Below are 24,855 nucleotides of genomic sequence, written 5' to 3' on the forward strand. Positions count from 1 at the left end.
GGCGAGTCTGGTGCGCGCTGCCCGGTGGCCCGGTGTCGTGGTGGGTGTTGGGTGTCGTCTGCAGGCTCGATGAGCTCCTGCATGCCGAGATCGCCCCGTTCGGCATGCACACGGATTCTGGGCATGCACACGCGAGGGGGCGAGAGCGGTCGCGAGAAGAGTGACGACACCGCGCATGCCCGCCCAGGAGATGACCGCGTTGTCCTTCCAGGTGAGCTGCAGCCCCGCCATCCTGTCGCGCACGATCTTCGAGCGCAGCTCCTCGGCCGAGTACTGCTTCCAGCGTCTCGAATGCCGCCGTTCGTCGAACGCCGCCCCGGACCCGAACCCTAACCTGAACCGGTTCGTCCGTCCGTCCCTCGCGTGTGCATGCCCAGAATCCGTGTGCATGCCGAACGGGGCGATCTCGGCATGCAGGAGCTCATCGAGCATGCAGACGACACCCACCACCCACCACGACACCGGGCCACCGGGCAGCGCGCACCAGACTCGCCGGAACCTCCGCGGGTCACCGAGCCGGGACGGGGTGCGCGATCGGATGCGGCAGCCACACCGTCACGTTGAGCCCGCCGCCCTCGCGCGCGGTGAGCACCAGCGAGCCGTCGTGCGCCGCCGCGATGCGCTGGGCGATGGCCAGCCCGAGCCCGACCCCGCCATGATCGTCCCCGCGCGTGCGCTCGGCTCCCCGCTGGAACGGTTCGACCAGCGTCGCGACCCGATCGGGCGCCAGCACGTCGCCGGTGTTCTCGACCACGAGGGCGACGGCCTCCGGCAGCGTATGCGTGCGCACCGTGACCGTGCCGTCCTCCGACCGGTTGTGCACGATCGCGTTGTGCACCAGATTCGTGATCAGCTGCTGCAGGAGCGCCCCCGAGCCCCGCACGGCGGCGCTGTCTCCGCCGACGTCGATCACCACCGCCCGACGCTCCGCGAGCGGCAGCAGCGTCTCGACCGCCTCCTCCGCCAGCAGCGACACGTCGAGGGGCTCGCGGGTGAACGCACGGCGCTCGGCGCGGCTGAGCAGGAGCAGCGCCTCGGTCAGCTCGATCGCCCTCGCGTTGACCTCGTGCAGCCGGTCGATCAGCGCGTCGACGTCGCGGTCGGGGTCGGTGCGGGCGACCTCGAGCATGGTCTGCGAGATCGCCAGCGGCGTCCGCAGCTCGTGCGAGGCGTTCGCCGCGAACCGCTGCTGCTCGGCGACATGCGCCTCGAGCTGGGCGAGCATCGCATCGAACACGTCGGCGAGGTCGCGGAACTCGTCGCGCGGACCCTCCAGCGCCACCCTGTGCGACAGCGATCCCTGGGCCGCGAGCTGTGCCGCGCGACCGATGCGGTCGAGCGGCGCCAGCATCCGTCCGGCGATGATCCAGCCCCCGCCCAGCCCCATCGCGAGCAGCACGAGCATCGCGATCGCCGCCGCAGGGATGAACGCGCGGATGAGGTCGGAGCGGTTGGGCACGAACAGGCCGCTCTGCGTGGCGATCTGCACGTCGGGCACGTACCGCAGCAGGTAGAACGCGACCGCGACGAGCAGTCCGACGCCCGCGACCACGACGACCGCCGCGTAGCTCAGGGTGAGCTTCCACCGGGCGCTCAGCCCGCGACGCCTCGGCATGCGCGTCGGGTCAGCCATCGGCATCCGTCCCGATGCGATACCCGACACCCGGCACCGTGAGGATCAGCCCGGGCTCCCCGAGTCGTTTGCGCAGCGACGACACCGTGATGCGCACGGCGTTCGTGAACGGATCGGCGTTCTCGTCCCACGCGCGCTCGAGCAGCTCCTCGGCGCTGACGACCCCGCCCGCCGCGTCGACGAGCACCTCGAGCACCGCGAACTGTTTGCGGGTCAGAGCGACGTATCTGCCGTCTCGGAAGACCTCGCGGCGGAACGGGTCCAGGCGGAGACCGGCGACCTCGAGCACGGGCGGTCGCGCGCGCTGCCGGCGGCGGTCGAGGGCGCGCAGCCGCAGCACCAGCTCGCGCAGCTCGAAGGGCTTGGTCAGGTAGTCGTCGGCCCCGATCTCGAAGCCGGACGCCTTGTCGTCGAGGCGGTCGGCGGCGGTGAGCATCAGGATCGGGATGCCGGTGCCCGACGCGACGATCCACCGGGCGACGTCGTCGCCGGACGGCCCGGGGATGTCGCGGTCGAGCACCGCCAGGTCGTACGCGTTGACGCTGAGCATCTCGAGCGCGGTGTCGCCGTCGCCGGCGATGTCGGCGGCGATCGCCTCGAGTCGCAGCCCGTCACGCACGGCCTCGGCGAGGTACGGCTCGTCCTCGACGATCAGAACGCGCACCGGACAGCTCCCATGTGCTGAGAGCTTACGCACCCGCGCATATCGCGAGCGTATGCGAAAGCGCATACGCCGTGGCAACAGCCGGGTCCGTTGACTGACGGCATGAACTCACGCACCGCCCTCTCCCGTCCCGCCGCCGTCGCGGCCGTCGCTGCCATCATGCTGATGGCGCTCGTCATCGGCACGATCGTGTTCGTGGGACAGCAGTCGAGCGCCGTCGCGTCGCCGCCGGTCACGCGCGCTGCGCTGAGCGCGGCCGACGGCGTCATCACGGAGGAGGGCGCCGTATCGGTGTACGACGAGACGCCGGCGGTCTCGAACCTCGACCCCGAGCTGCTCGCGGCGGTGCGGGCCGCGGCCGAAGCGGCACGGCAGGACGACGTGCCGATGCACGTCAACAGCGGCTGGCGCTCGGCGGCGTATCAGCAGGTGCTCCAGCAGGAGGCCGTCGAGCAGTACGGCTCCGCGGAGGAGGCGGCGCGATGGGTCGCGACGCCCGAGAACTCGGAGCACGTCTCGGGAGACGCCGTCGATCTCGGGCCGCTCGCCGCGCAGGATTGGCTGGCGCAGCGCGGCGCCGAGTTCGGCCTCTGCCAGATCTACGCCAACGAGCGATGGCACTTCGAGCTGCGACCCGCTGCCGTCGCCAACGGATGCCCGCTGATGTACGAGAATCCGACGACGGATCCGCGCACCCAGCGCTGAGGATCCGATCAGAGGCGGTCGACTCCGGTCACGGTGACGACCGCCGCACCCTCCTCGTCAGAGGCCGCGAGATCGATGGTCGCCGAGATGCCCCAGTCGTGATCGCCTGCCGGGTCGTCGAGGATCTGACGCGCGGTCCACTCGGTCGCCCCCTCGGTGAGGAGCAGCAGCTGCGAGCTGCGTGCGTCGGCGCCGGTGAGGATCTCGTCGTGCTCGGCGAAATAGCCGTCGAGCGCGTCCGACCAGGCGTCGGCACCGAACGACGGATCGAGCTCGGCGAGAGCGTCCACGTCCTCACGCGCGGCGAGCTGCACCCGCCGGAACAGCTCGTTGCGCACGAGGATGCGGAACGCCCGGATGTTGGAGGTCAGTCGCTTCGGGGCCGGAGGGACGATCGGCTCCTCATCCGGGTCGTGCAGCACACCGGCGACGAGGTCGGTCCACTCGTCGAGCAGGCTGGAGTCGACCTGGCGCACGAGTTCGCCGAGCCACTCGATGAGGTCGCGGAGATCCTCGTCCTTCAGCTCCTCGGGGATGGTCTGCGAGGCCGCCCGATAGGCGTCGGAGAGGTAGCGCAGCACGACGCCCTCGGAGCGCGCGATCTTGTAGTACGCGACATATTCCCCGAACGACATGGCTCGCTCGTACATGTCGCGCACGACCGATTTCGGATGCAGCTCGAAGTCGCGGATCCACGGCTGTGCGGCACTGAAGGTCTCGAACGCGGCGCCGAGCAGCTCCTCGAGGGGCTTCGGGTGCGTGACGTCCTCGAGCAGCTCCATCCGCTCGTCGTACTCCATGCCCTCCCGCTTCATGGCGGCGACCGCCTCGCCGCGAGCGAGGAACTGCTGCTGGCTCAGCACCGGGCGCGGGTCGTCGAGCGTCGACTCCACGATGGAGATCATGTCGAGCGCGTACGAGCCGGTGCCGGCGCTCGCCGCGGAATCGGGATCGAGCAGCTCGAACGCCGCGAGGGCGAACGGCGACAGCGGCTGGTTGAGCGCGAAGTTCGGCTGCAGGTCGACCGTGAGGCGGATCTCGCCGGCATCCGTCTGCTCGACGACCCCGGACTCGACGAGGGTCCGGTAGATGCCGATCGCCCGCACCGCCAGCTCGCGCTGCCGCGCCCGCGGCTCGTGGTTGTCGAAGATCAGCGAGCGCATGTTGCCGAACACGTCGCCGCCGCGCGCGATCACGTTGAGCATCATCGCGCTCGTGATCTGCATGTGCGACGTGAGGGTCTCGGGCTCGGCATCGATGAGCTTGCGGAACGAGGGCTCCCCCCAGGACACGAAGCCGTCCGGGGCCTTCTTGCGCACGATCTTGCGCTTCTTCTTCGGGTCGTCGCCGGCCTTCCTGACCGCGGCGGCGTTCTCGCTCTCGTGCTCCGGCGCCTGCGCGACGACGGTGCCCGCGGTGTCGTAGCCCGCACGGCCCGCTCGTCCGGCGATCTGGTGGAACTCGCGGGCGTTGAGCTGCCGCATCCGCTGGCCGTCGAACTTGGTGAGCGCCGTGAGCAGCACCGTGCGGATCGGCACGTTGATGCCGACGCCGAGCGTGTCGGTGCCGCAGATGACGCGCAGCAGTCCGCGCTGGGCGAGCTGCTCGACGAGGCGGCGGTACTTCGGCAGCATCCCGGCATGATGAACCCCGATGCCCGCCCGGAGGAACCGCGACAGGGTCTTGCCGAACGCCGTCGTGAAGCGGAATCCGCCGATGAGAGCGGCGATCTCGTCGCGCTGCTCGCGCGTGGCGACCTTGGTGCTCGACAGCGCCTGCGCCCGCTCCATCGCGGCTGCCTGCGAGAAGTGCACGATGTAGATCGGGGCCTGGCCGGTGCCGAGCAGGTCGTCGATGGTCTCGTGGATCGGCGTCGTCTCGTAGAAGTAGTGCAGCGGCACCGGTCGCTCGATGCCCGTGACGGATGCCGTGTCGCGGCCGGTCCGGCGGGTGAGATCCGACGCGAGCCGAGTCACGTCGCCGAGCGTGGCAGACATGAGGATGAACTGCGCCTGCGGCAGCTCGAGCAGCGGCACCTGCCAGGCCCAGCCGCGGTCGGGGTCGGCGTAGAAGTGGAACTCGTCCATGACGACCTGGCCCACATCGGCATCCGACCCCTGGCGCAGCGCGAGGTTCGCGAGGATCTCGGCGGTGCAGCAGATGATCGGCGCGTCGGGGTTCACCGATGAGTCACCCGTGATCATTCCGACGTTCGAGGCGCCGAACAGATCGACGAGGGCGAAGAACTTCTCGCTCACCAGGGCCTTGATCGGGGCTGTGTAGTAGGTGCGGCGGCCCTCGACGAGCGCGGCGTAGTGCGCGCCCACGGCCACGAGCGACTTGCCGGTGCCGGTGGGTGTCGACAGGATCAGGTTGTTGCCCGAGACGATCTCGATGACCGCCTCGTCCTGCGCGGGGTAGAGCGTGATGCCGGTCGACTCCGCCCAGTCGACGAACGCCGTGTAGACGGCATCCGCATCGGAGCCCGCAGGCAGGGTCGTCGGGTCGAGCATCATGACTCGATCCTTTCACCCTGCGTGGCGGGCAGCCGTGCAGGATTCAGCACGGGTCCCCGGGATCAGGGCTCCGACCGGCGTTCGCGGCGTTCGGCGGCGATCCCTGCTGAATCCTGTACAGGCTCAGACGGCGGTGGCGGCGCGCAGCGCGATCCGGATCATGTCGCCGAACGTCTGCTCGCGCTCCTGCGCTGTCGTCTCCTCGCCGGTGACGATGTGATCGGACACCGTGCAGATGGCGAGAGCACGGCGCTCGTAGTACGCGGCGAGGGTGTACAGGCCGGCCGCCTCCATCTCGACGCCCAGCACGCCGTGCTTCACGAAGGGCTCGGTGAGCTCCGGTCGCGTGCTGTAGAACTGGTCGCTCGAGAACAGCAGACCGACGTGCACGGCAGCGTCCAGAGGCTCGGCCTCGCTCGCCTCGACCGCCGCACGGAGCAGGCCGAAGTCCGCGACCGGCGCGTAGTCGAGACCGTGGAACCGGGTGCGGTTGATCCCCGAGTCCGTGCAGGCGCCGTTCGCGATGACGATGTCGCGCACCGCGAGCTTCTCCGTCAGGGCGCCGCACGACCCGACGCGCACGATGGTCTGCACGTCGTACTCGTCGAAGAGCTCGTTCGCGTAGATGGCCATCGACGGCTGCCCCATGCCGGATCCCTGCACCGAGACGCGGTGGCCCTCCCAGGTGCCGGTGTAGCCCAGCATCCCGCGGGTCTCGGAGTACAGCTCCGCGTCCTCGAGGAAGGTCTCGGCGATCCACTTCGCGCGGAGCGGGTCGCCGGGGAACAGGACGACGGGGGCGATCTGACCGGGCTCTGCGGCGATGTGCGTGCTCATGGTCTCAGCGTACGAGGTGGGGCTGTGCCGGATTCCGGGAACGCGGAGTCTGCAGCACCTCACCGGAGATGACGGAGATCTCGCGGAATGAAGGAGAGGATGCCGGATTCGCTCCTTCATTCCGGGTGTTCTCCTTCGGACCCGGAGTCGTCGCCGCAGCCGGACCCATCGCCGGAGCGGAAGCCCGATCGGCAGCGGGAGAGCACGGGCGGATGCTCAGCCCTCGCGTCTCCGCACGATCTCGCCGATCCAGGCCGGGGCGAAGGGGGACGTGCAGCCGGGAGCCGTGGGGTAGTCGGCGAGCACCTGAAGCCGTTCGCCGATCTCGAGGGCCCGGGAACGGAGCTGCGGATGGAAGATGCCGATGTTCGCGAGCGTCTCGTTCATCGCCCACTGCAGTCGCTTCGGGGCGTCTCTCAGGTCACGCTCGATGAGGTCCAGCAGATGGTCGAGGTCGAGGCCCTCGGCATCCTTCTGCACCCGCACCGTCGTGAGCGACCAGGCGGCGGCGGCGACCGTCGGGTCGGGATCGTCGAACCAGCGCAGCCGCAGCTCCTCGGCGAGCGGGGTCTTCTTGGCGACGTAGTTCACGAACCAGTCGTTGATCTTCGGCTCGTCGGTCTCGCGCAGCATCGCGTCGAGCTCGTCGGCGGTGAACGCCCGCGGCGAGCAGACCAGAAGCGCGAGCAGGCGGGCGGAGGTGTCGCCCGTCGCCCATAGGTCCTGCGCGAGCGGCTGATCGGTCTTGATGCGCTTCGCCACGGCGCGCAGTCGACTGAGGTTCATGCCGTGATGGTCGCCGCGCTTCTCGTTCGCGGCGCGCATCTTCGGATCCTCGAGCGCGGCGAGCTCGGCCAGCGCCTCGGGAACGGTGAAATCGGACATGGCTCAAGGGTAGGTCGGCGGGCGATCTTCTGCCGGAGCATCCGTTCATAATTCAGCACGGACCGGCGAGAACCCCGCCGTCAGGCCGGAATCAGCACGCGGTCGCCCGCTCATGCTGAATCGTGCACCGCCGCGCGGCTTGTCAAGGGGCACGCGCTCGCACCCCCGACCGCATAGTTTCGTCGAAACCGACGGAAGGAACGGACATGAGCACCGACAGCGGACACGACGACATCAGCACCGACCGGAACGACCTCAGCACCGAGCCGTCGCCCGGCCCCGAGGAGAACGACAACCTCGGCGCCGAGGACAACAAGGGCGAGCCGCCGACGGTCGTCCCGTCGGGGTCGGGCGACGACGAGAGCGACGACGTCCTCGCCGACGACCCCGAACAGGACTGAGTTCCCGCCCGCGGCCGTTCACAACTCCGGACATCAGCGCCCATGAGTCGCCGAATCGGCTCCCGTCGGGCGAGAAGCGCCCCGATCTCCGGAGTTGTGAACGGGAGCGCCGCGCTCAGTCCTCGTCGACGAGCTCGCCCCTGATCCGACGCAGGTCCTCCATGAGCGACCCGATGAGGATCCAGTGCGCCGACGAGGGCGGACGGATCACGAGCGGTGCCGTCAGTGCGGGAATGGCAGACGTGAGCGCGTCGGGCTCGGGGGAGACGTCGGCGATCTGCACGGCCAGCCGCACGTCGTGCCCCGCTCGGCGCAGCTGATCGGCGATCGCGGCGACGGCGGGCTCCTGTCCGATCGAGTCGTCGTAGTGGTCGAAGTAGGCCCTGGTCATGCCGATGGTCTGCGTGACGATCGGCGTGAGCCTGTCGAGCAGCGCCCTCATCTCCACGAGATCCTGCCGGTGGTTCGATCGTCGGGGGTTGAGCGTCAGTGACTCCTCCCCTGCCGCGATCGACGCCTCGGCCGCATCCCGCATCGGACGCAGCAGTCGTACCTCGACCATGAGCTCGAGCAGCTTCTCCGGCGTCTGCGGTTCGGGCAGAGCGTCCGCCAATCGGTCGAGGCTCGCGGCCAGCTCGCTCCCTAGGAGTCCGAGATCGCGGCGGGCGGGACCGACGAGCACGGGCGGCACGATGAGCGCGTTGACGACGATGCCGATGGCCACGCCGATCAGCGTCTCGACGATGCGGGCGAGGGCGTAGTCGGGCGTCGAGCCGAGCGCGAGCACGAGCATCGCCGAGATCGCGACCTGGTTGCCGGTGCCCGGCGTCGCCCGGAACACCCAGGCGACGAGCATCGCGACGACGATCGCGAGCAGCACGATCCAGCTCGGCGATCCGAGCAGCAGGCCGAGCAGCACGGCGATCACAACGCCGACGATCACGCCGATGCTGCGCTCGAGCGCCTTCGACAGGGACTGGTTGATGCTCGGCTGCACGACGAGCAGCGCTGCGATGGCGGCGAACACCGGCAGCTGGCCCGGCACGACCCAGCCCGCGAGCAGCCAGGCGGCGATCGTCGCCGCGGCGGACTTCACCACCTGCAGCAGCGGTGAGCGCTTGGAGGCGCGGATCGCGGCGGGGATGCGCATGCCGACCACGCTACTCGCGCCTCCGGTCACGAGCGGCCGCGGCTGCCTGCCGCCCCGCGGGATCGCATGATAGACGGGCCGACCGGGTTCGTCCACGGGGGAAGCGGTCGTGGGGTTGAGGCGGAGAGTGGGCCACCCCAACCCAGATCAGCGAGGAGCCCCCATGTACTTCCACCTCCAGAACCTCATCAACGACATCGAGGTCGACGAGCCGGATCCCGCCGCGGCGAACGCGCTGCAGGAGGGTCTCGGCGGCCAGTTCGGCGAGATGCGCACGATGATGCAGTACCTGTTCCAGAGCATCAACTTCCGGGGTCCGTCCGGCAAGCCGTACCGCGATCTCATCCAGGGCATCGGCACCGAGGAGATCAGTCACGTCGAGCTGATCGGCACCACGATCTCGCGGCTCCTCGACGGCTCGCCCGAGTACCAGGGCAAGAAGGATGCTCCGGTCGACGCCCCCGGTGCGGGCGGTGCGGTGCCGCTGCAGATCGCGCTCGACCACAGCAACATCCACCACTATCTGGTCGGCGCGCAGGGTGCGCTGCCGGTCGATGCCGCGGGCAACCCGTGGATGGGCAGCTACGTGTACAACTCGGGCAATCTCGTGCTCGACCTGCTGTACAACCTGATGCTCGAGTCGACCGGGCGCCTGCAGAAGTGCCGGCTGTACGAGATGACGTCGAACAAGACCGCGCGCTCGACGATCTCGTACCTGATCGTCCGCGACCAGGCTCACGAGAACGCCTACGCCAAGGCGCTGGAGACCCTCGGGGTGAACTGGCGCACGTCTCTGCCGATCCCGAAGACGAACGCCGAGAGCTTCCCCGAGGTCAAGCGACTGCTCGATCTGGGACTGCAGAGCAAGCAGTACTCGTTCGACCTCGACGACCGGTCCGAGGCGGGCAAGATCTTCCAGGGCATGTCGCCCTCGAACGACGGCACGAATCTCGACGCGAGCGAGCAGGCGCCGGAGGGCGTGCCGAACGTCATCTCGCCCGAGCGTCCCGAGGAGTTCTCGCCGGGTGCGGATGCCGATCTGCGGGCTCTCATCGAGGCGACCGCCGAGATGGAGATGGCGGACATCGACGCCACCTTCGGCCGCATGGCCTGAGGGTCGCAGGATGGTCGGCGCGACCGCCGCTGTCAACCCCGTCGCCGAATCCGCGTATCGGCGGCTGAATGGACCACACGAACACATGACCGACGAACAGTGAGGAGCATCACATGGTGCAGATCATCGAGACCATCGACGTCCACGTTCCCGTCGACATCGCCTACAACCAGTGGACGCAGTTCGAGAGCTTCCCCCAGTTCCTCGACGAGGTGGAGTCGATCACGCAGATCGACGACACCCACACCCGCTGGAAGGTGAACGTCGGCGGCGCGACCCGCGAGTTCGACGCAGAGATCACCGAGCAGCACCCGGACGAGCGGGTGGCCTGGAACAGCATCGGCGGCGAGACGGAGCACGCGGGCGTCGTGACGTTCCACAAGCTCGAAGATCTCACGACCCGCGTGACGGTGCAGATCGACTGGGAGCCCGAGGGGCTCCTCGAGAAGGTCGGCTCGCTCGTGGGCGCAGGCTCGCACGCGGTGAAGAAGGACCTGCAGAACTTCAAGGAGTTCATCGAGAAGCGCGGTGCCGAGACCGGCGCATGGCGCGGCGACGTGGACGCCTGACCCAGACCCCAGGTGACGAGGCCCGGACGACAGCATCGCTGTCTCCGGGCCTTGTTGCGTCCGGGGCGCGCGAGCCCTGGGCGTCTGAGGCGGTCGGATGCAGAAGATAGGGCATCCGTCCGATGCCGGCGGGTCGCCTCAGAGCGGAGCGTGAGGACATCACCCCACAGAGGAGATGTCATGTTCGAGCACCCGTACCTCGCGTACAAGGTCACCGCATTCGACGAGGAGCAGCTGCAGCGCGCGGTCGAGCTCCGGCGGGTCGTGGCCGAGCATCCCGACCAGATCGTCCCGCGTCCTGCGGGCCCGGTGCGGCGGCTGCTCCGGCGGATGCTGCACCACGGCGCGCGCTCCGCGAGCGCAGCCGCATCCGCATCCGTCGACCGCCGTCCGAACCCGGCCCGAGAACCTGCCGCCGCGCGGTGAGCGCCGACCGTCCGCCGACGGCAGCGGGCCTGCCGGATGTCGGAGGGGGGTGGGACGATGAATCCATGTCCCCCTCCGCGTCGAGCACCGCGATGGTCGGCCGTGAGGCCGAGTCCGCGGCCGTGCGTGCGTCGTTCGACCGGGCGCTGGAGGGCACGCCGGTCGCGCTGCTCGTCGAGGGGGAGGCCGGCATCGGCAAGTCGCGTCTGCTGCGCGAGTTCGGGGCCGAGGTCGCGAACCGCGCCGACGTGCACGTCGGGTGGTGCCTCGATCTGGGGGCATCGCGCACGCCGTTCGGGCCGGTGATCGGCATCCTGCGTGCGATCGTCGCGCATCTCGGGGCCGATGCCGTGCGCGACGAGCTGGGCGTCGGCGCACAGGCGCTCGGGATGCTGCTGCCCGAGCTCAACCCCACCGAGCGCAGCCAGACCAGCCCCGACCGAGTGCGCGACGCGATCGCCGCACTGATCGAGGCCGCCGCGGCGCGGAACCCCCAGGTCCTGATGGTCGAAGACCTGCACTGGGCCGACGACTCCACGCTCGCCCTCCTCGCATTCCTGATGCGGACTCTCACGCAGGGGCGCATCCTGATCGTCCTCTCGTGCCGCAGCGACGACGTGCGGCGCGGCGACGCCGTGAGCTCCTTCATCGGGGAGTCCACGCGGTCGCGGCTTCTCGAACGGGTGCAGGTCGACAGGCTCGGCGCCGGTGCCGTGCGCGAGCTCGCGGAGACCATCACGGGCCACCCGCTCAGCGACGCGGCGATCGAGCGCATCCAGGTGCGGGCCGAGGGCGTGCCCTTCTTCGTGGAGGAGATCGTGCTCGAGATGGGTGAGATCGAGCGGGTCGAGGGGATGCTGTCGCGCGAGCTCGCCCAGGCGACGCTGCGCATCTTCCACGCCTACTCGACGATGACGCGCGTGCGGGTGCTGTCGTGGCGGGGTCGTCATGTCGAGGCGGTCCCTGCCACGTCGCAACCCGCCGTGGTACCGTGAAAACGTGTGCGCGTCGGATGCTCCGTCGCGGCACGGGCCGTGAGAGCGGCCATTCAACAGAAAGTAGAAAACACATGGCCACTGGCACTGTGAAATGGTTCAACGCGGAGAAGGGCTTCGGCTTCATCGCTCCTGATGACGGCTCGGACGACCTCTTCGCCCACTACTCGGCAATCGCCGGCTCCGGTTTCAGGGAGCTCCGCGAGAACCAAAAGGTCGAATTCGACGCTGAGCGTGGCCCCAAGGGCATGCAGGCGGCGAACATCCGCGCTCTCTGAGCACGCGCTGACTTCCTGAAGCCGGTCGGATCCTCACGGATCCGGCCGGCTTTCTGCATCCCCGGCGCGGCGAACCGCATCCGGGTGCCGGGATGGATGGAAAACGCGGCGGGGAGTGCCCTCAGGGGGACGTTTTCCATCCATCCCGAGACATGTGCGCCGGTGCGGGGTCGACACCGCATCCGGATGCCGGTGCGGGGCCGGAAGCGCACCGGAACGAGCCGTCGGCGATGCGTCATCGACCCCGCACCGCCCGTGCGCGCCGCGTGGTACGCCGACGACCCGAGATGAGGCTCGCCTAACTTTCTGTTAGATTAGGCCAGGCTTACCAAAGCCTGGCGCCTCTCGAGCGCCGCCCCCTCCTCCCAAACCCGAAGGGAATGCCTGTGCGCACCTCTCGACTCCTCGCGGCCGCCGGTACCGCTGCCGCCCTCGCGCTCAGCCTCGCGGCCTGCGCCACCCCGGCTGCCGACAGCGGCTCCGACTCCGCCGGCATGAACCCGGCCGACGACAGCGCGTTCCCGGTCACGATCGAGCACGTCTACGGCGAGACCACGATCGAGGAGAAGCCCGAGCGCGTCGCCACGATCGCCTGGTCGAACCACGAGGTGCCGCTGGCCCTCGGCATCGTCCCCGTCGGCATGAGCAAGGCCACCTGGGGCGACGACGACGACAACGGCATCCTGCCCTGGGTCGAGGAGAAGCTCGACGAGCTCGGCGGCGACGAGCCCGTGCTGTTCGACGAGTCCGACGGCATCGACTACGAGGCCGTCGCCGACACGAACCCCGACGTCATCCTGGCCTCGTACTCCGGTCTGACGCAGGAGGAGTACGACACCCTCTCCAAGATCGCGCCGGTCGTCGCGTACCCCGAGGTCGCCTGGGGCACCCCGGTCGACGAGATGATCGAGATGAACTCCAAGGCGCTGGGGCTCGAGGCCGAGGGCGAGGCCCTCATCGAGGATCTCCACGCCGCCGCGGAGGCGGCGCTCGAGGAGAACAGCATCCTCAAGGACAAGAAGGTCCTGTTCGCGTACGTCGACCCCACCGACCTCAGCCAGGTCGGCTACTACACGGCCAACGACACGCGCCCCGGCTACCTGCACGACGACCTGGGCCTCCCGCTCCCGTCGATCGTCGAGGAGAACGCCGACAGCGAGGAGTTCTACCTCACCGTCAGCTCCGAGCAGGCCGACGCGTTCGCCGACGTCGACGTCTTCGTCACCTACGGCGACGAGTCGCTCATCGCCACGCTGCAGGCCGACCCGCTGCTCTCGAAGATCCCCGCCGTCGCCGAGGGGCGCATCGCCATCCTCCCCGACGCGACGCCGATCGCGGCCTCCGCGAACCCGTCGCCGCTGTCGATCCCGTGGGGCCTCAGCGACTACCTGGGTCTCCTGGCGGCACCGCTCGCGCAGTGACCCTCCGCGTCACCCTCGCGCACTGAGCTCCACCGTGACCGCTGTCACCATCCCCACGCCGGGCACCGCAGACCTGCGGCGCCCGGCGTGGGCGCGCACCCTCTGGCTCGTCGCCGGAGCGGTCGTGCTCCTGGTGCTCTGCGTCCTCTCCATCTGCTTCGGCGTGCGCGCCGTGAGCGTCGACGACATCTTCGCCGCCCTCGCGGGCCACGACGACACCCTGGCGCAGGCCGCGATCATCAAGCGCTTCCCGCGCACAGTCCTCGCCCTGCTCGTCGGCGCAGCCCTCGCCCTCTCCGGCGCGACCATGCAGGCGGTCACCCGCAATCCGATCGCCGATCCGGGCATCCTCGGCGTCTCGAACGGCGCGTCGCTCGCGGTCGTGTTCGGCCTCGCCTTCTTCGGACTCACGAACCCGTACGCGCAGATGGCGCTCGCGATCTCCGGTGCCGCCGTCGCCGCGACCTTCGTGTACACGGTCGGCTCCCTCGGCCGCGGCGGAGCGACGCCGCTCAAGCTCGCCCTGGCAGGCGCCGCGACGTCCGCGGCGTTCGGCTCCCTCATCAGCGCCGTGATGCTGCCCCGCGTCGACCTGCTGCAGGCGTTCCAGTCCTGGCAGATCGGCGGAGTCGGGGGCGCGGAGTGGCCGCGCATCGCGATCACCGCGCCCGTCCTCGCACTCGGCGCCCTCATCTGCATCGCCAGCGCGCGCGGCATGAACTCCCTCGCGCTCGGCGACGACATGGCCAAGGGCCTCGGCGAGCGCGTCTTCCGCACCCGGCTCGTGTCGGCGCTCGGCGCCGTGATCCTCGCCGGTGCGGCGACGGCGATCGCGGGTCCGATCGGATTCGTCGGCCTCGTCATCCCCCACGTCTGCCGGATGCTGGTCGGCACCGACCACCGCTGGCTCCTGCCGTTCTCTGCGCTGGCGGGATCCGCTCTGCTGCTCGCGAGCGACATCATCGGCCGCGTCATCGCGCCGTCGTCGGAGGAGATCCAGGTCGGCATCATCACCGCGATCATCGGCGCCCCGTTCTTCATCTGGATCGTCCGCCGCACGAAGGTGCGTGAACTGTGAGCATCATGAACCGCCTCGCCCGTTCGCAGATGACCCCGCCCGCACCCGGGAGCGACCAGATCGCGTCGATCATCGCGGGCCGACGCGCGCGTCATCGTCGTCACGCGGTGGCGACGATCGTGCTCGCCGCCCTCGTGGTCGCGCTGTTCACCGTGTCGCTGATGATCGGCAACACCTTCTACCCGCTCGACGAGGTGGTCCGGGTCATGCTCGGCCAGACAGTTCCCGGGGCGTCGTTCACCGTCGGCGAGCTGCGGCTGCCGCGCGCCGTGCTCGCGATCCTCGCCGGCCTGTCGTTCGGCATCGCGGGCGTCTGCTTCCAGACGCTGCTGCGCAACCCGCTCGCGTCGCCGGATATCATCGGCATCTCCGACGGCGCGGGTGCCGCGGCCGTCCTCGGGATCATCGTGCTGTCGCTGAACGGCCCGGTCGTCTCGCTCCTCGCGCTCTGCGGCGCCCTGCTCACGGCCGGGGTCATCTATCTGCTGTCGATCAAGGGCGGCTTCGCCGGCACCCGGCTGATCCTCATCGGCATCGGCATCGCCGCGATGCTGCAGAGCGTCATCTCGTACACGCTGTCGCGGGCGGCGAGCTGGGACATCCAGACCGCGATGCAGTGGCTCACCGGAAGCCTCAACAACGCGTCATGGGACCGCGTCGCCCCGCTCCTGATCGCCGTCGCGATCATCGTCCCGCTCATGCTGTCGCAGGGGCGAGGGCTCGGTGCCCTGCAGCTCGGCGACGACTCGGCATCCGGGCTCGGCGTGCGCGTCACCGCGACCCGCCTGCTGTTCATCCTCGGAGCGGTGGCGCTGCTCGCCTTCGCCACTGCCGCGACCGGTCCGATCGCCTTCGTCGCCTTCATGGCCGGTCCCATCGCGGGCCGCATCACCGGCCCCGGAGCGAACCTGCTCCTGCCGAGCGCCTTCGTGGGCGCTGTGCTCGTGCTGGCCGGCGACCTGATCGGCCAGTTCGCGCTCGGCGCGCGCTATCCGGTCGGCGTCATCACCGGCGTCATCGGCGCCCCGTACCTCATCTACCTGCTCGTCCGCACCAACCGCTCGGGAGGCTCCCTGTGACCGAGGCGCACACCCTGACCGCTGAGTCGGTCACCCTCGCCTACGGCGACCGCACGATCATCGAGAACCTCGATCTGCAGATCGCACCGGGCAAGATCACGACGATCGTGGGGGCGAACGGATGCGGGAAGTCGACTCTCCTGCGCTCGCTCGCGCGCCTGCTCTCGCCCACGGACGGCCAGGTGGTGCTCGACGGCAAGTCGGTGCATTCGCGCCCGACCAAGGAGGTCGCCCGCATCCTGGGACTGCTGCCCCAGTCGCCGGTCGCGCCCGAGGGCATCGCCGTCGCCGACCTCGTGGGTCGTGGCCGGCACCCGCACCAGAAGATGCTCGCGCGCTGGAGCACGCACGACTACGAGGTGGTGGCCGACGCGCTCGCCGCCACCGGTATCTCCGATCTCGCCGACCGCAGCGTCGACGAGCTCTCGGGCGGCCAGCGTCAGCGCGTGTGGATCGCCATGGCCCTCGCGCAGGAGACCGACATCCTGCTGCTCGACGAGCCGACGACCTTCCTCGATGTCGCACACCAGGTCGAGGTCCTCGATCTGCTCACCGACCTCAGCGTCTCGCGCGGCACGACGATCGTCATGGTGCTGCACGACCTCAATCTCGCCGTCCGCTACTCGGACGAGCTCGTCGCGATGAAGGAGGGCCGCGTGCACGTCACGGGGAGCCCGCAGGACGTCGTGACCGCCCAGCACGTCGAAGAGGTCTTCGGCCTCGCGAACCAGATCACGACCGACCCGGTCTCGGGCAAGCCGATGGTCACCCCGATCGGAAGGCATCATGTCCGCTGAGACCAGCACCACCGACCGCCCCACCTACGTGCTGGCCCGTGCCGAGGTGCGCGCCGTCGAGCGCGTCTCGCCGAACTTCGTGCGGGTCACCTTCGGCGGCGCGGAGCTCGACGAGTTCGCGACGCCCGGCAACGTGTTCGACGCGCGGATCAAGCTGATCTTCCCGCCGGCATCCGGCATCCTCCCCGATCTCGACCGCGACACCGATGACTGGTGGGGGTCGTACCTCGCTGTCCCCGAGGCCGAGCGCGGCTCGATGCGCACGTACTCCGTGCGCGAGCTGCGCGTCGACCCGGCATCCGGGACCGAGGTCGACGTCGACTTCGTGCTGCATCTCGCGCCGGGACTCAGCGGGCCGGCGTCGCGGTGGGCCGACGCCGCGGCGGTCGGCCAGGAGCTGTTCGTGATCGGCCCGCGTCGCGGCGCCGTCGGGCACGGCGGCGCGGAGTACGAACCGGGCACCGCGTCGTCGGTGGTGCTCGCCGGCGACGAGACCGCCGCTCCCGCGATCGCCCGCATCCTCGAGGACGCTCCGCGCGACCTCCGCGGCGTCGCCTTCATCGAGGTGCCCTCCGCCGACGACGTGCTGACGATCGACGCCCCCGCTGGCGTCGAGGTGCAGTGGCTGCCGCGCTCCGACGAGCAGCTGCATGGCCTGCGTCTCATCCCCGCCGTGCTCGCCCACCTCGGCGACGCCGACGCGACGGACGACGTCGAGGTCGCGGACATCGAGACCGAGGACCTGCTCTGGGAGACGCCGGACTACTCGGGGCTCGGCGAGGAGATCGCGCGGGCGGATGCTCCGACCGAGCGCTACTTCTGGATCGCCGGCGAGAGCGGCGTCGTCACGACCCTCCGCCGCCATCTCGTGAAGGATCTCGGCATCGACCGCGGGCAGGTCGCCTTCATGGGCTACTGGCGCCGCGGCGTCGCGATGCGCGGCTGAGCCCCGGCATCCGGCTCACCCTCCCGGCATCCGGCCCACCCTCCCCGGCATCTGGCACACCCTCTCGGCATCCGGCGAAGGAGTTCTCACGCGATGAAGGACCGGATGCAGCATCCGGTCCTTCATCGTGGGAGATCTCCGTCAGAACGCGAGACCGCGTCGCGGGCCTACTTCGCGAGGAAGTCCTTCAGGGCGGCGTTGACCTCGTCCGCGTGCGTCCAGAGGAGGCCGTGAGGCGCGCCCTCGACCTCGACGTACTCGGCCGCGGGCACGGCCTGGTGGAACCGGCGCGCAGTGGCGTCGATCGGGAGGATGTTGTCCTTCGTGCCGTGCAGGATCAGGGTGGGCTTGCCGGCGTCGCGAACGGCCTCGACATCGCCGCGGAAGTCCTCGATCCATGCCGGGACGACCGCGTAGGCGGCGACGGGCGCGCTGCCGACCGCGACGTTCCAGCTGCCGGTGACGGCTTCCTGGCTGATGCGCGAGCCGAGGTTCTCGTCGAGGTTGTAGAAGTCGTTGTAGAACTGGGTGAACCAGGCGAAGCGGTCGCCCTTCGCGGCTGCGGCGATGCCGTCGAAGACGTCCTGCGGAACGCCCTCGGGGTTGTCGTCGCGCTGCACGAGGAACGGCTCGAGCGAGGCGAGGAAGGCGAGCTTGGCGACGCGCTCGTGCCCGTACTTCGCGACGTAGCGGGCGAGCTCTCCGGTGCCCATCGAGAAGCCGACGAGCACGACGTCACGCAGGTCGAGGGTCTCGAGCACGGTGTTCAGGTCAGCGGCGAAGGTGTCGTAGTCGTAGCCGGCGTTCACCTTGGACGAGCCGCCGAAGCCGCGGCGGTCGTACGTGATGACGCGATAGCCCTGGGCCAGGAGCTCGCGGGTCTGGCGTTCCCAGCTGTGGCCGTCGAGCGGGTAGCCGTGGATCAGGACGACCGGCTGACCGGACCCCTGATCCTCGTAGTACAGCTCGATCGGGGTGCTGTTCTCGTTTCCGACGGTGATGTAGCCCATGATCCTGATCCTTCCGGTTGGGGTGAGAACGATCGTTCTCGCTCGATGTGATCAATCTAGAGAACGTTCGTTCTCATGTCAAGTACACTTCTGGGTATGACCGAAGAAGACGCCCGGGAGCGCATCCTCTCCGCCGCCGACGAGCTGTACTACCGCAAGGGATACGCCGCCGTCGGCATGGACGAGCTGCGCAGTGCCGCCGGCGTGTCGCTCCGACGGCTCTATGCGCTGTTCCCGTCGAAGACCGACATCGTCGAGGCGGTCCTCGTTCGCAAGCACGCGGAGTGGGAGTCCGGGCTGACAGGGGCGGTGGCGGATGCCGGCGATGATCCGCGCGACCGACTCCTCGCCGTCTACGGGTACCTCGAGGACTGGTTCTGCACCGACAGCTTCCGCGGCTGCGCGTTCATCAACGCCTTCGGGGAGCTCGGCGGCACCAGCCCGGAGATCGCGGACATCGTGCGCAACCACAAGGCGTCGTTCCAGCAGTACATGGCCGGACTCGTCACGGATGCCGGTGCTCCGGCATCCCTCGCCGCCCAGCTCTCGATCCTCGCCGAGGGCGCACAGAGCACCGCGGCCATCTCGGCGGACCCGAAGGTCGCGGTCCAGGCGCGCGGCGCGGCCGAGATCCTCATCGCCGCCGCCGTCGCCGCCTGACCGCCGACCGGTCGTTGAGCGCCGACCCGCACCCTGACCGCCGACTCACGCCCTGACCCGCACCCTGGCCGGGGACCCGGTCGCGTGCTCCGCCCGCCGGGCCGACGCGACGGGCGGACTTCTCCGTGTCGGGCGGACGGATGCGGAAAGAGCATCCGCCCTACGCGGTGTCCTCCGCCCATCACGAGGACGCCGTCCCCCAGCGAGCGGTATCCGATTTAGCTAGCCTGGCTAGCTGTTCGCTCGGCGAGAGTCAAGGGCCTGTGCCGCGGGCGCGTGCGCGCGTACCGTGCGGAGCATGGAATCCCGGACGCAGGACATCGCCCGCCAGACCGTGATCATCGCCTCGGCGACATTCATGCTGATCGCCGCCGCCGTCGGATCCGGCGCGTTCGGCGGCACCTCGGTGAACGAGCTGCAGGACGGAGCGCTGTCCGCGCAGGGCTCGTACCTGGCACCGGCCGGTCCTGCCTTCTCGATCTGGTCGCTGATCTACATCGGCCTCATCGCGTACACGGTGTGGCAGGCGCTTCCGGCGCAGCGGTCCGACGAGCGGCAGCGCCTGGTCGGCTGGTGGATCGCCGGGACCATGATCCTCAACGGGCTGTGGCTCGTGACGGCGCAGTTCCTCACGCTGCCGCTGACCGTGCTCGTGATCGCCCTGCTCCTGGCGGCGCTGGCCCGGGTCATCATCCTGCTGAACCGTCACCGGCCGCGCACCATCGCCGAGCGCATCGTGGTCGACGGGTCGAACGGCCTGCACTTCGGATGGGTCACGATCGCGACCGTCGCCAACACCTCCGCGTGGCTGACGCAGATCGCGCCGGCGAGCTGGGCCGACAACGCCGACGCCTGGGCGGTCGCCGTGCTCGTCGTCGTCCTCGTCATCGGCGTCGCCAGCGCGCTCCTCACGAAGCGCATCGCGCCGTCCCTCGCCACGGCCTGGGGCCTCGCCTGGCTGGCGGTCGGACGTCTGACCGACGAGCCCGACAGCACCGTCACCGGGATCGTGGCCATCATCGTCGCCGTCCTGCTGGTCGTCGCCGGCTTCATCGGCACGCTGCGGGCTCGCCGGGCCGCCGTCCGAGCCTGAGGCGGGGCGACTCGGCGTTCACAACTCCGCAGATTCAGGGCGAGTTCTCCGGGGACACCGGTGTCCTGGACCGACTTCGCCCGTTCTTCCGGAGTTATGAACGCGCAGCCGAGCGAGCCGTGACGGCATCGCACGTGGCAGGCTTCTGCCATGGATGTGACGATCACCCGAGCGCGCCCCGAGATCTGGCGGCGTTATCGGGACCTCCGGCTCGCGGCGCTCGCGGAGTCGCCGGAGATGTTCGGCTCGACGTGGCAGCGGGAGGTCGACTTCGATGACGAGGTCTGGCAGACCCGGGCGTCGCATCCGGGCGCGTTCCTCGCCGACATCGACGGCGTCGACGTCGCGATCGGCGGCGTCTACGAGACGGGCGGCCGCTGGGTGATCAACGGCGTCTGGGTCGCTCCTGACCAGCGCGGACGCGGAGCGGTGGATGCGATCGTCGAGGCGTGCGTCGGTTTCGTCGCCTCCCGCGGCGCGGAGGTGATCCATCTCGGCGTCATCGCGGACAACGCCCGAGGCGTCGCCGCCTACCGACGGCTCGGATTCGTGCCGGACGGCCGGAGCGAGACGCTCGCCGACGGCAGGCTCGAGATCATGATGTCGCGTCCCGTCGGTCCGCGCCGCGATGACCCGTAGACCCCGCCGAGCCGAGCCCGGACTCAAGCCCGAGCCCCAGACCTCGCGCCGCGAGCCCGACACCGCGCCCGAGCCCCAGCCCCGATCCCCGAACCCGGAACGGCGCGAAGGCTCAGAGGACGAGCCGGTAGCCCATCCCGGACTCGGTGAGCAGATGCACTGGAGCGCCCGGCGACTCCTCGAGCTTCTTGCGCAGCTGCGACATGTACAGGCGGAGGTAGCCGGAGTCCGACACCTGCTCGCTGCCCCAGATCTCCTTGAGCAGATCTTGCCGGGTGACCAGAGCTCCGGGATGCCGGGCGAGGTGCTCGAGCATCCTCCACTCGGTCGGGGTGAGGTGCACGCGCGCGCCGCCGCGGGTGACGGCCTTCGCCGCGAGGTCGACCACCACGTCGCCGAAGCCCACCGTCGACTCGCCGCCCGCGGGGACCGACCGCCGCGACAGGGCGCGCAGCCGGGCGAGCAGCTCGTCGACCTGGAACGGCTTGGTGACGAAGTCGTCGGCCCCGGCATCCAGCGCCTCGACCTTGTCCGCCGAGCCGGTGCGCCCGGAGACGACGATGATGGGCACGTTGGTCCATCCCCGCAGCGCCTGGATGACCTCGATGCCGTCGAGTCGCGGCATGCCGAGGTCGAGCATGATGATGTCGGGGTGGGTCTGCGCGGCCGCGGCGACGGCCGCGGCTCCGTCGGGGGCGACGACGACCTCGTAGCCGTGAGCGGCGAGGGTGATGCGCAGCGCCCGCACCATCTGCGGGTCGTCGTCGGCGATGAGGAGCTTCACTCCGTCTCCTCCAGGTGCGTGAGATCGGGCTCTCCGGCGAGGGGGAGCGAGATGACCATGGTGAGTCCACCGCCGGGGGTTTCCTCGGGTGTCAGAGTACCGCCCATGCCCTCGGTGAATCCGCGCGAGAGCGCGAGTCCGAGGCCGAGACCGGTGGTGTTGTCGGTGTCGCCGAACCGCTGGAACGGCTGGAAGATCTCGTCGCGCTTCTCGGCGGGCACGCCCTGACCGCGGTCGATGATCCGGATCTCCGCGCGCTCGCCGAGGGCGCTGGTGGAGACGATGAGACGCGTGTCGGCGGGCGAGTGCCGGTGGGCGTTCGCGATGACGTTGACGAGCACCCGCTGCAGCAGCACGGGGTCGGCCGAGACGGCGGGCAGCGAGGGGTCGAGCGCGAGCTCGACGTCGTCGGGACCGAGGTCGAGCTCGTCGACGGCCGCGAGGATCGGCCCCGCGACGTCGAGTCGCATCGTGGAGACCGCGAGCACGCCGGCCTGGACGCGGCTGACGTCGAGCAGGTCGGTCACGAGCGAGGAGAGCGTCGCGAGGCTCTCGTCGGCGGTCGCCAGCAGCTCCTCCCGGTCGGATGCCGACAGCGACTGCGCCGCCCGGAGTCCGCCGATCGCGGCGACGGCCGAGGCCAGCGGACGACGCAGGTCGTGGCTCACCGCCGAGAGCAGGGCGCTGCGCACCTGGTCGGTCTCGGCGAGCGCGGCCACCTCGCGCGCCGTCGCCCGCAGGTCGGTGTGCTCGATGGCGGCGGCGAGCTGCGCGACGATCGCATCGAGGAGTCGCCGGGCCGGGGTGTCGAGGGGTTCGCCGTGCAGCTCGAGCACCGCGGGCGACGACCCGCCGGCCCCGACCGGGATGCTGGTCGCCCGTCCGTCCGCCACGGGTTCGCCGTCGCTCGCGAGCACCTCGCCGTCGGGTGCGAGCAGACGCACGCCGCTCAGGCCGAACGCCTCGCGCGTGCGGGTCACGAGCGCGAGCACCGCGTTGTCGCCGCGCAGCACGTTGCCGGCCACCGCGGCCAGCAGCTCGGCCTCGGCCGCGGCCCGCTGCGCGGTGCGGGCACGCCGCGCAGCCTGGTCGACGATGATGCTGACGAGCACCGCGATGATGACGTACAGCGCCAGGGCGAGGACGTGCAGGGGATGCGCGATCGTGATCGTGAAGATCGGCGCCACGAACAGGAAGTCCAGGGTGATGCCCGAGAGCACGGCGGCGAAGACGGCCGGACGCAGGCCGCCGACGAGCGCGACGACCACGACCAGGAGCTGGAACGCGAGCACCTCGACCGTGATGGACTCCGGGCTGCGGTAGGCGAACATCGCCCAGGACAGCAGCGGTCCGAAGACGAGCGCCACCGCGAATCCGAGCAGCTGCCGCCGCCAGCCGAGCGCCCCGCCGGTGATGCGGGGGAGGGCGACGCGTCCGCCCGCCGCGGCATGCGTGACGATGTGCACGTCGATGTCGCCGGAGCGGCGGATCACCTCGGAGCCGATGCCCGGTCCGGTGATCGCGGCGGCGAGCCGACCGCGTCGACTGACGCCGATGACGAGCTGTGTGGCGTCCGCGCCCTGGGCGAACTCGACGAGCGTGCCGGGGATGTCGTCGCCGATGATCTGGTGGAAGCTGCCGCCGAGCGACTCGACGAGCGTGCGCTGCGCTGCGAGGGCTCCCGGCGTCTCGTCGCGCAGCCCGTCCTGGGCGGCGACGTGCACGGCGAGCAGCTCCCCGCCGGCCGACCGGGCGGCGATGCGGGCCCCGCGGCGCAGCAGCGTCTCGCCTTCGGGTCCGCCGGTGAGGGCGACGACCACGCGCTCGCGCGCCTGCCAGGTCCCCTCGATGCCGTGGTCGGCGCGATACGACCGCAGGGCGCTGTCGACCTCGTCGGCCAGCCAGAGGAGGGCGAGTTCTCGCAGCGCGGTGAGATTGCCGAGGCGGAAGTAGTTCGACAGAGCCGCGTCGATCCGTTCGGCGGGGTACACGAGGCCGGCTGACAGGCGGTCGCGCAGGGACTGGGGGGCGAGGTCGACGACCTCGATCTCATCGGCGGCGCGCACGACGGCATCCGGGATCGTCTCCTGCTGGGCGACGCCGGTGATCTTCTCGACCACGGCGTTGAGCGACTCGATGTGCTGCACGTTGACCGTGGTGACGACGTCGATCCCGGCGCTCAGGAGGGCTTCGACGTCCTGCCAGCGCTTCACGTGCGCGGACCCGGGGGTGTTCGTGTGCGCCAGCTCGTCGACGAGGGCGATCTCGGGGCGGCGGGCGAGCACGGCGTCCAGGTCCATCTCGCTGAGCGGAACGCCGCGGTGCAGGTCGGTGCGGCGGGGCACCTCGGGGATGCCGATGGTCTGCGCCGCCGTCGCCGCTCTCTCGTGAGTCTCGACGATCGCGATGACGACGTCGCGCCCTTCGTTCAGCAGTCGGCGTCCCTCGGCGAGCATCTCGTAGGTCTTGCCGACTCCGGGGGCTGCTCCCAGCAGCACCCGCAGTCGACCGCGCCGCGCGTGGCGATCTCCGCTCATTCGCCCTCCCGCTCATCGAGCGCGAGATTGAGTTCGGCGACGTTGATGCGCTCCTCGCCGAGGAATCCCAGATCCCGCCCTTGAATCCTAGACTCCACGAGGCTGCGCACCTCCTGTTCGGGCAGGTCGCGCGCCTCGGCCACCCTGGCCACCTGGAGCAGGGCATACGCGGCGCTGATGTGCGGGTCGAGGCCCGAGCCGGATGCCGTCACGGCGTCCGCCGGCACCTCCGACGGCTCGACGCCCTCGCGCTCGGCGATCGCGGTCCTGCGCTCCTCGATCGCGGCGACGAGGTCGGCGTTCTCGGGGCCCAGGTTGCTGCCGCTGGAGCTCGTACCGTCGTACCCGTCGCCGGCGGCGGAGGGACGGGACTGGAAGTACTCCGGCAGCGCCTCGCCGTCGGCATCCGTGAAGGACTGTCCGATCAGCGCGCTGCCCTTGTCGTCGGGGAGCGGGGAGCCGTTCGCCTGGAACGGCAGAAGGAGCTGCCCGAAGCCGGTGACGACGAGCGTGTAGCCGACGCCGAGCACCAGGGTGAGGACGAGCATCGCGCGGACGGCGACACCGGCGGTGCGGACCGCGGTGCGGGTGGAGGACATGAGGTGCCTTTCAGGAGAAACGGTGTGTCAGAGGACCGG

The 24,855-nt window shown here is 70.1% G+C and carries 25 protein-coding genes; 15 read left to right on the plus strand and 10 right to left on the minus strand.

The window, feature by feature from the left end; translation table 11 throughout:
- Positions 1–508 precede the first annotated feature (508 nt).
- Both A4X16_RS05135 and A4X16_RS05140 read right to left on the minus strand, forming a co-directional pair.
- Positions 509–1,639, minus strand: coding sequence for a sensor histidine kinase (locus A4X16_RS05135; RefSeq protein WP_442922901.1), 1,131 nt, complete (start codon positions 1,637–1,639; stop codon positions 509–511).
- On the minus strand, positions 1,626–2,297 hold the full coding sequence (locus tag A4X16_RS05140) for a response regulator transcription factor (RefSeq protein WP_067117411.1): 672 nt from the start codon (positions 2,295–2,297) through the stop codon (positions 1,626–1,628). Before A4X16_RS05140 ends, A4X16_RS05135 begins: the two co-directional genes overlap by 14 nt.
- 102 nt (positions 2,298–2,399) lie before the next feature.
- On the opposite strand from A4X16_RS05140, the gene A4X16_RS05145 reads away from it, so the two are divergent.
- Complete coding sequence (locus A4X16_RS05145; RefSeq protein WP_157559979.1) at positions 2,400–3,002, plus strand: M15 family metallopeptidase; 603 nt, start codon at positions 2,400–2,402, stop codon at positions 3,000–3,002.
- Positions 3,003–3,010: 8 nt separating this feature from the next.
- Here the strand turns inward: A4X16_RS05145 and A4X16_RS05150 are convergent, their stop codons facing one another.
- From A4X16_RS05150 to A4X16_RS05160, 3 genes are all read right to left on the minus strand, one after another.
- Positions 3,011–5,518, minus strand: coding sequence for a DEAD/DEAH box helicase (locus A4X16_RS05150; RefSeq protein ID WP_067117414.1), 2,508 nt, complete (start codon positions 5,516–5,518; stop codon positions 3,011–3,013).
- Positions 5,519–5,641: 123 nt separating this feature from the next.
- Positions 5,642–6,355, minus strand: a complete 714-nt coding sequence (gene deoD, locus A4X16_RS05155) for a purine-nucleoside phosphorylase (RefSeq protein WP_067117417.1) — start codon at positions 6,353–6,355, stop codon at positions 5,642–5,644.
- A 216-nt stretch (positions 6,356–6,571) separates the two neighbouring features.
- The gene (locus A4X16_RS05160; protein WP_067117420.1) at positions 6,572–7,240 is read right to left on the minus strand and encodes a DNA alkylation repair protein; all 669 of its coding nucleotides are present in this window, start codon (positions 7,238–7,240) and stop codon (positions 6,572–6,574) included.
- Between the two features lie 206 nt (positions 7,241–7,446).
- On the opposite strand from A4X16_RS05160, the gene A4X16_RS05165 reads away from it, so the two are divergent.
- The gene (locus A4X16_RS05165) at positions 7,447–7,641 is read left to right on the plus strand and encodes a hypothetical protein (RefSeq protein WP_067117423.1); all 195 of its coding nucleotides are present in this window, start codon (positions 7,447–7,449) and stop codon (positions 7,639–7,641) included.
- 115 nt (positions 7,642–7,756) lie between these two features.
- Here A4X16_RS05165 and A4X16_RS05170 read toward each other — a convergent pair whose 3' ends face one another.
- On the minus strand, positions 7,757–8,791 hold the full coding sequence (locus tag A4X16_RS05170) for an FUSC family protein (RefSeq protein WP_067117637.1): 1,035 nt from the start codon (positions 8,789–8,791) through the stop codon (positions 7,757–7,759).
- Positions 8,792–8,954: 163 nt separating this feature from the next.
- Between A4X16_RS05170 and A4X16_RS05175 the strand changes: the two genes are divergently transcribed.
- From A4X16_RS05175 to A4X16_RS05220, 10 genes are all read left to right on the plus strand, one after another.
- Positions 8,955–9,905, plus strand: a complete 951-nt coding sequence (locus A4X16_RS05175; protein WP_067117426.1) for a manganese catalase family protein — start codon at positions 8,955–8,957, stop codon at positions 9,903–9,905.
- A gap of 113 nt (positions 9,906–10,018) precedes the next feature.
- Entirely contained in the window at positions 10,019–10,474 is a 456-nt protein-coding gene (locus tag A4X16_RS05180; protein WP_067117428.1) for an SRPBCC family protein, read from the plus strand.
- A gap of 180 nt (positions 10,475–10,654) precedes the next feature.
- A complete protein-coding gene (locus A4X16_RS18035) occupies positions 10,655–10,900 on the plus strand; it encodes a hypothetical protein (protein ID WP_067117431.1) in 246 nt (81 codons plus the stop codon).
- 65 nt (positions 10,901–10,965) lie between these two features.
- Positions 10,966–11,895 (plus strand): ATP-binding protein, encoded by a 930-nt coding sequence (locus A4X16_RS05190; protein WP_067117434.1) that lies wholly within the window; start codon positions 10,966–10,968, stop codon positions 11,893–11,895.
- Between the two features lie 74 nt (positions 11,896–11,969).
- Positions 11,970–12,173 carry a cold-shock protein gene (locus A4X16_RS05195; protein WP_067117437.1) on the plus strand — a complete coding sequence of 68 codons (204 nt, stop codon included), beginning with the start codon at positions 11,970–11,972 and terminating at the stop codon, positions 12,171–12,173.
- A 386-nt stretch (positions 12,174–12,559) separates the two neighbouring features.
- Positions 12,560–13,594, plus strand: a complete 1,035-nt coding sequence (locus tag A4X16_RS05200; RefSeq protein ID WP_067117440.1) for an iron-siderophore ABC transporter substrate-binding protein — start codon at positions 12,560–12,562, stop codon at positions 13,592–13,594.
- Positions 13,595–13,628: 34 nt separating this feature from the next.
- Positions 13,629–14,672: a FecCD family ABC transporter permease gene (locus A4X16_RS05205; RefSeq protein WP_067117443.1), complete on the plus strand. Its 1,044-nt coding sequence runs from the start codon at positions 13,629–13,631 to the stop codon at positions 14,670–14,672.
- 29 nt (positions 14,673–14,701) lie between these two features.
- Positions 14,702–15,751 (plus strand): FecCD family ABC transporter permease, encoded by a 1,050-nt coding sequence (locus A4X16_RS05210; RefSeq protein WP_067117640.1) that lies wholly within the window; start codon positions 14,702–14,704, stop codon positions 15,749–15,751.
- Positions 15,748–16,548: an ABC transporter ATP-binding protein gene (locus A4X16_RS05215; RefSeq protein ID WP_067117446.1), complete on the plus strand. Its 801-nt coding sequence runs from the start codon at positions 15,748–15,750 to the stop codon at positions 16,546–16,548. The genes A4X16_RS05210 and A4X16_RS05215 overlap by 4 nt, the downstream gene beginning before the upstream one ends.
- Positions 16,538–17,494, plus strand: coding sequence for a siderophore-interacting protein (locus A4X16_RS05220; protein ID WP_067117449.1), 957 nt, complete (start codon positions 16,538–16,540; stop codon positions 17,492–17,494). The genes A4X16_RS05215 and A4X16_RS05220 overlap by 11 nt, the downstream gene beginning before the upstream one ends.
- A 167-nt stretch (positions 17,495–17,661) precedes the next feature.
- Here A4X16_RS05220 and A4X16_RS05225 read toward each other — a convergent pair whose 3' ends face one another.
- A complete protein-coding gene (locus A4X16_RS05225; protein WP_067117452.1) occupies positions 17,662–18,504 on the minus strand; it encodes an alpha/beta fold hydrolase in 843 nt (280 codons plus the stop codon).
- 96 nt (positions 18,505–18,600) lie between these two features.
- Between A4X16_RS05225 and A4X16_RS05230 the strand changes: the two genes are divergently transcribed.
- The 3 genes from A4X16_RS05230 (at position 18,601) to A4X16_RS05240 (ending at position 20,896) form a co-directional block, all read left to right on the plus strand.
- Positions 18,601–19,164, plus strand: coding sequence for a TetR/AcrR family transcriptional regulator (locus A4X16_RS05230; protein WP_067117455.1), 564 nt, complete (start codon positions 18,601–18,603; stop codon positions 19,162–19,164).
- A gap of 298 nt (positions 19,165–19,462) precedes the next feature.
- Positions 19,463–20,257 carry a tryptophan-rich sensory protein gene (locus tag A4X16_RS05235; RefSeq protein WP_067117458.1) on the plus strand — a complete coding sequence of 265 codons (795 nt, stop codon included), beginning with the start codon at positions 19,463–19,465 and terminating at the stop codon, positions 20,255–20,257.
- Positions 20,258–20,407: 150 nt separating this feature from the next.
- Positions 20,408–20,896 carry a GNAT family N-acetyltransferase gene (locus tag A4X16_RS05240; RefSeq protein WP_067117460.1) on the plus strand — a complete coding sequence of 163 codons (489 nt, stop codon included), beginning with the start codon at positions 20,408–20,410 and terminating at the stop codon, positions 20,894–20,896.
- A gap of 112 nt (positions 20,897–21,008) precedes the next feature.
- Here A4X16_RS05240 and A4X16_RS05245 read toward each other — a convergent pair whose 3' ends face one another.
- The 3 genes from A4X16_RS05245 to kdpC are packed head-to-tail and all read right to left on the minus strand — an operon-like array spanning position 21,009 to position 24,816.
- Positions 21,009–21,680 carry a response regulator gene (locus A4X16_RS05245; RefSeq protein ID WP_067117464.1) on the minus strand — a complete coding sequence of 224 codons (672 nt, stop codon included), beginning with the start codon at positions 21,678–21,680 and terminating at the stop codon, positions 21,009–21,011.
- Complete coding sequence (locus A4X16_RS05250; protein WP_067117467.1) at positions 21,677–24,217, minus strand: ATP-binding protein; 2,541 nt, start codon at positions 24,215–24,217, stop codon at positions 21,677–21,679. Before A4X16_RS05250 ends, A4X16_RS05245 begins: the two co-directional genes overlap by 4 nt.
- The gene (gene kdpC / locus A4X16_RS05255; RefSeq protein ID WP_067117470.1) at positions 24,214–24,816 is read right to left on the minus strand and encodes a potassium-transporting ATPase subunit KdpC; all 603 of its coding nucleotides are present in this window, start codon (positions 24,814–24,816) and stop codon (positions 24,214–24,216) included. The genes A4X16_RS05250 and kdpC overlap by 4 nt, the downstream gene beginning before the upstream one ends.
- Positions 24,817–24,855: the final 39 nt, after the last annotated feature.

Source organism: Microbacterium sp. H83 (assembly GCF_001650405.1).
Taxonomy (GTDB): Bacteria; Actinomycetota; Actinomycetes; order Actinomycetales; family Microbacteriaceae; genus Microbacterium.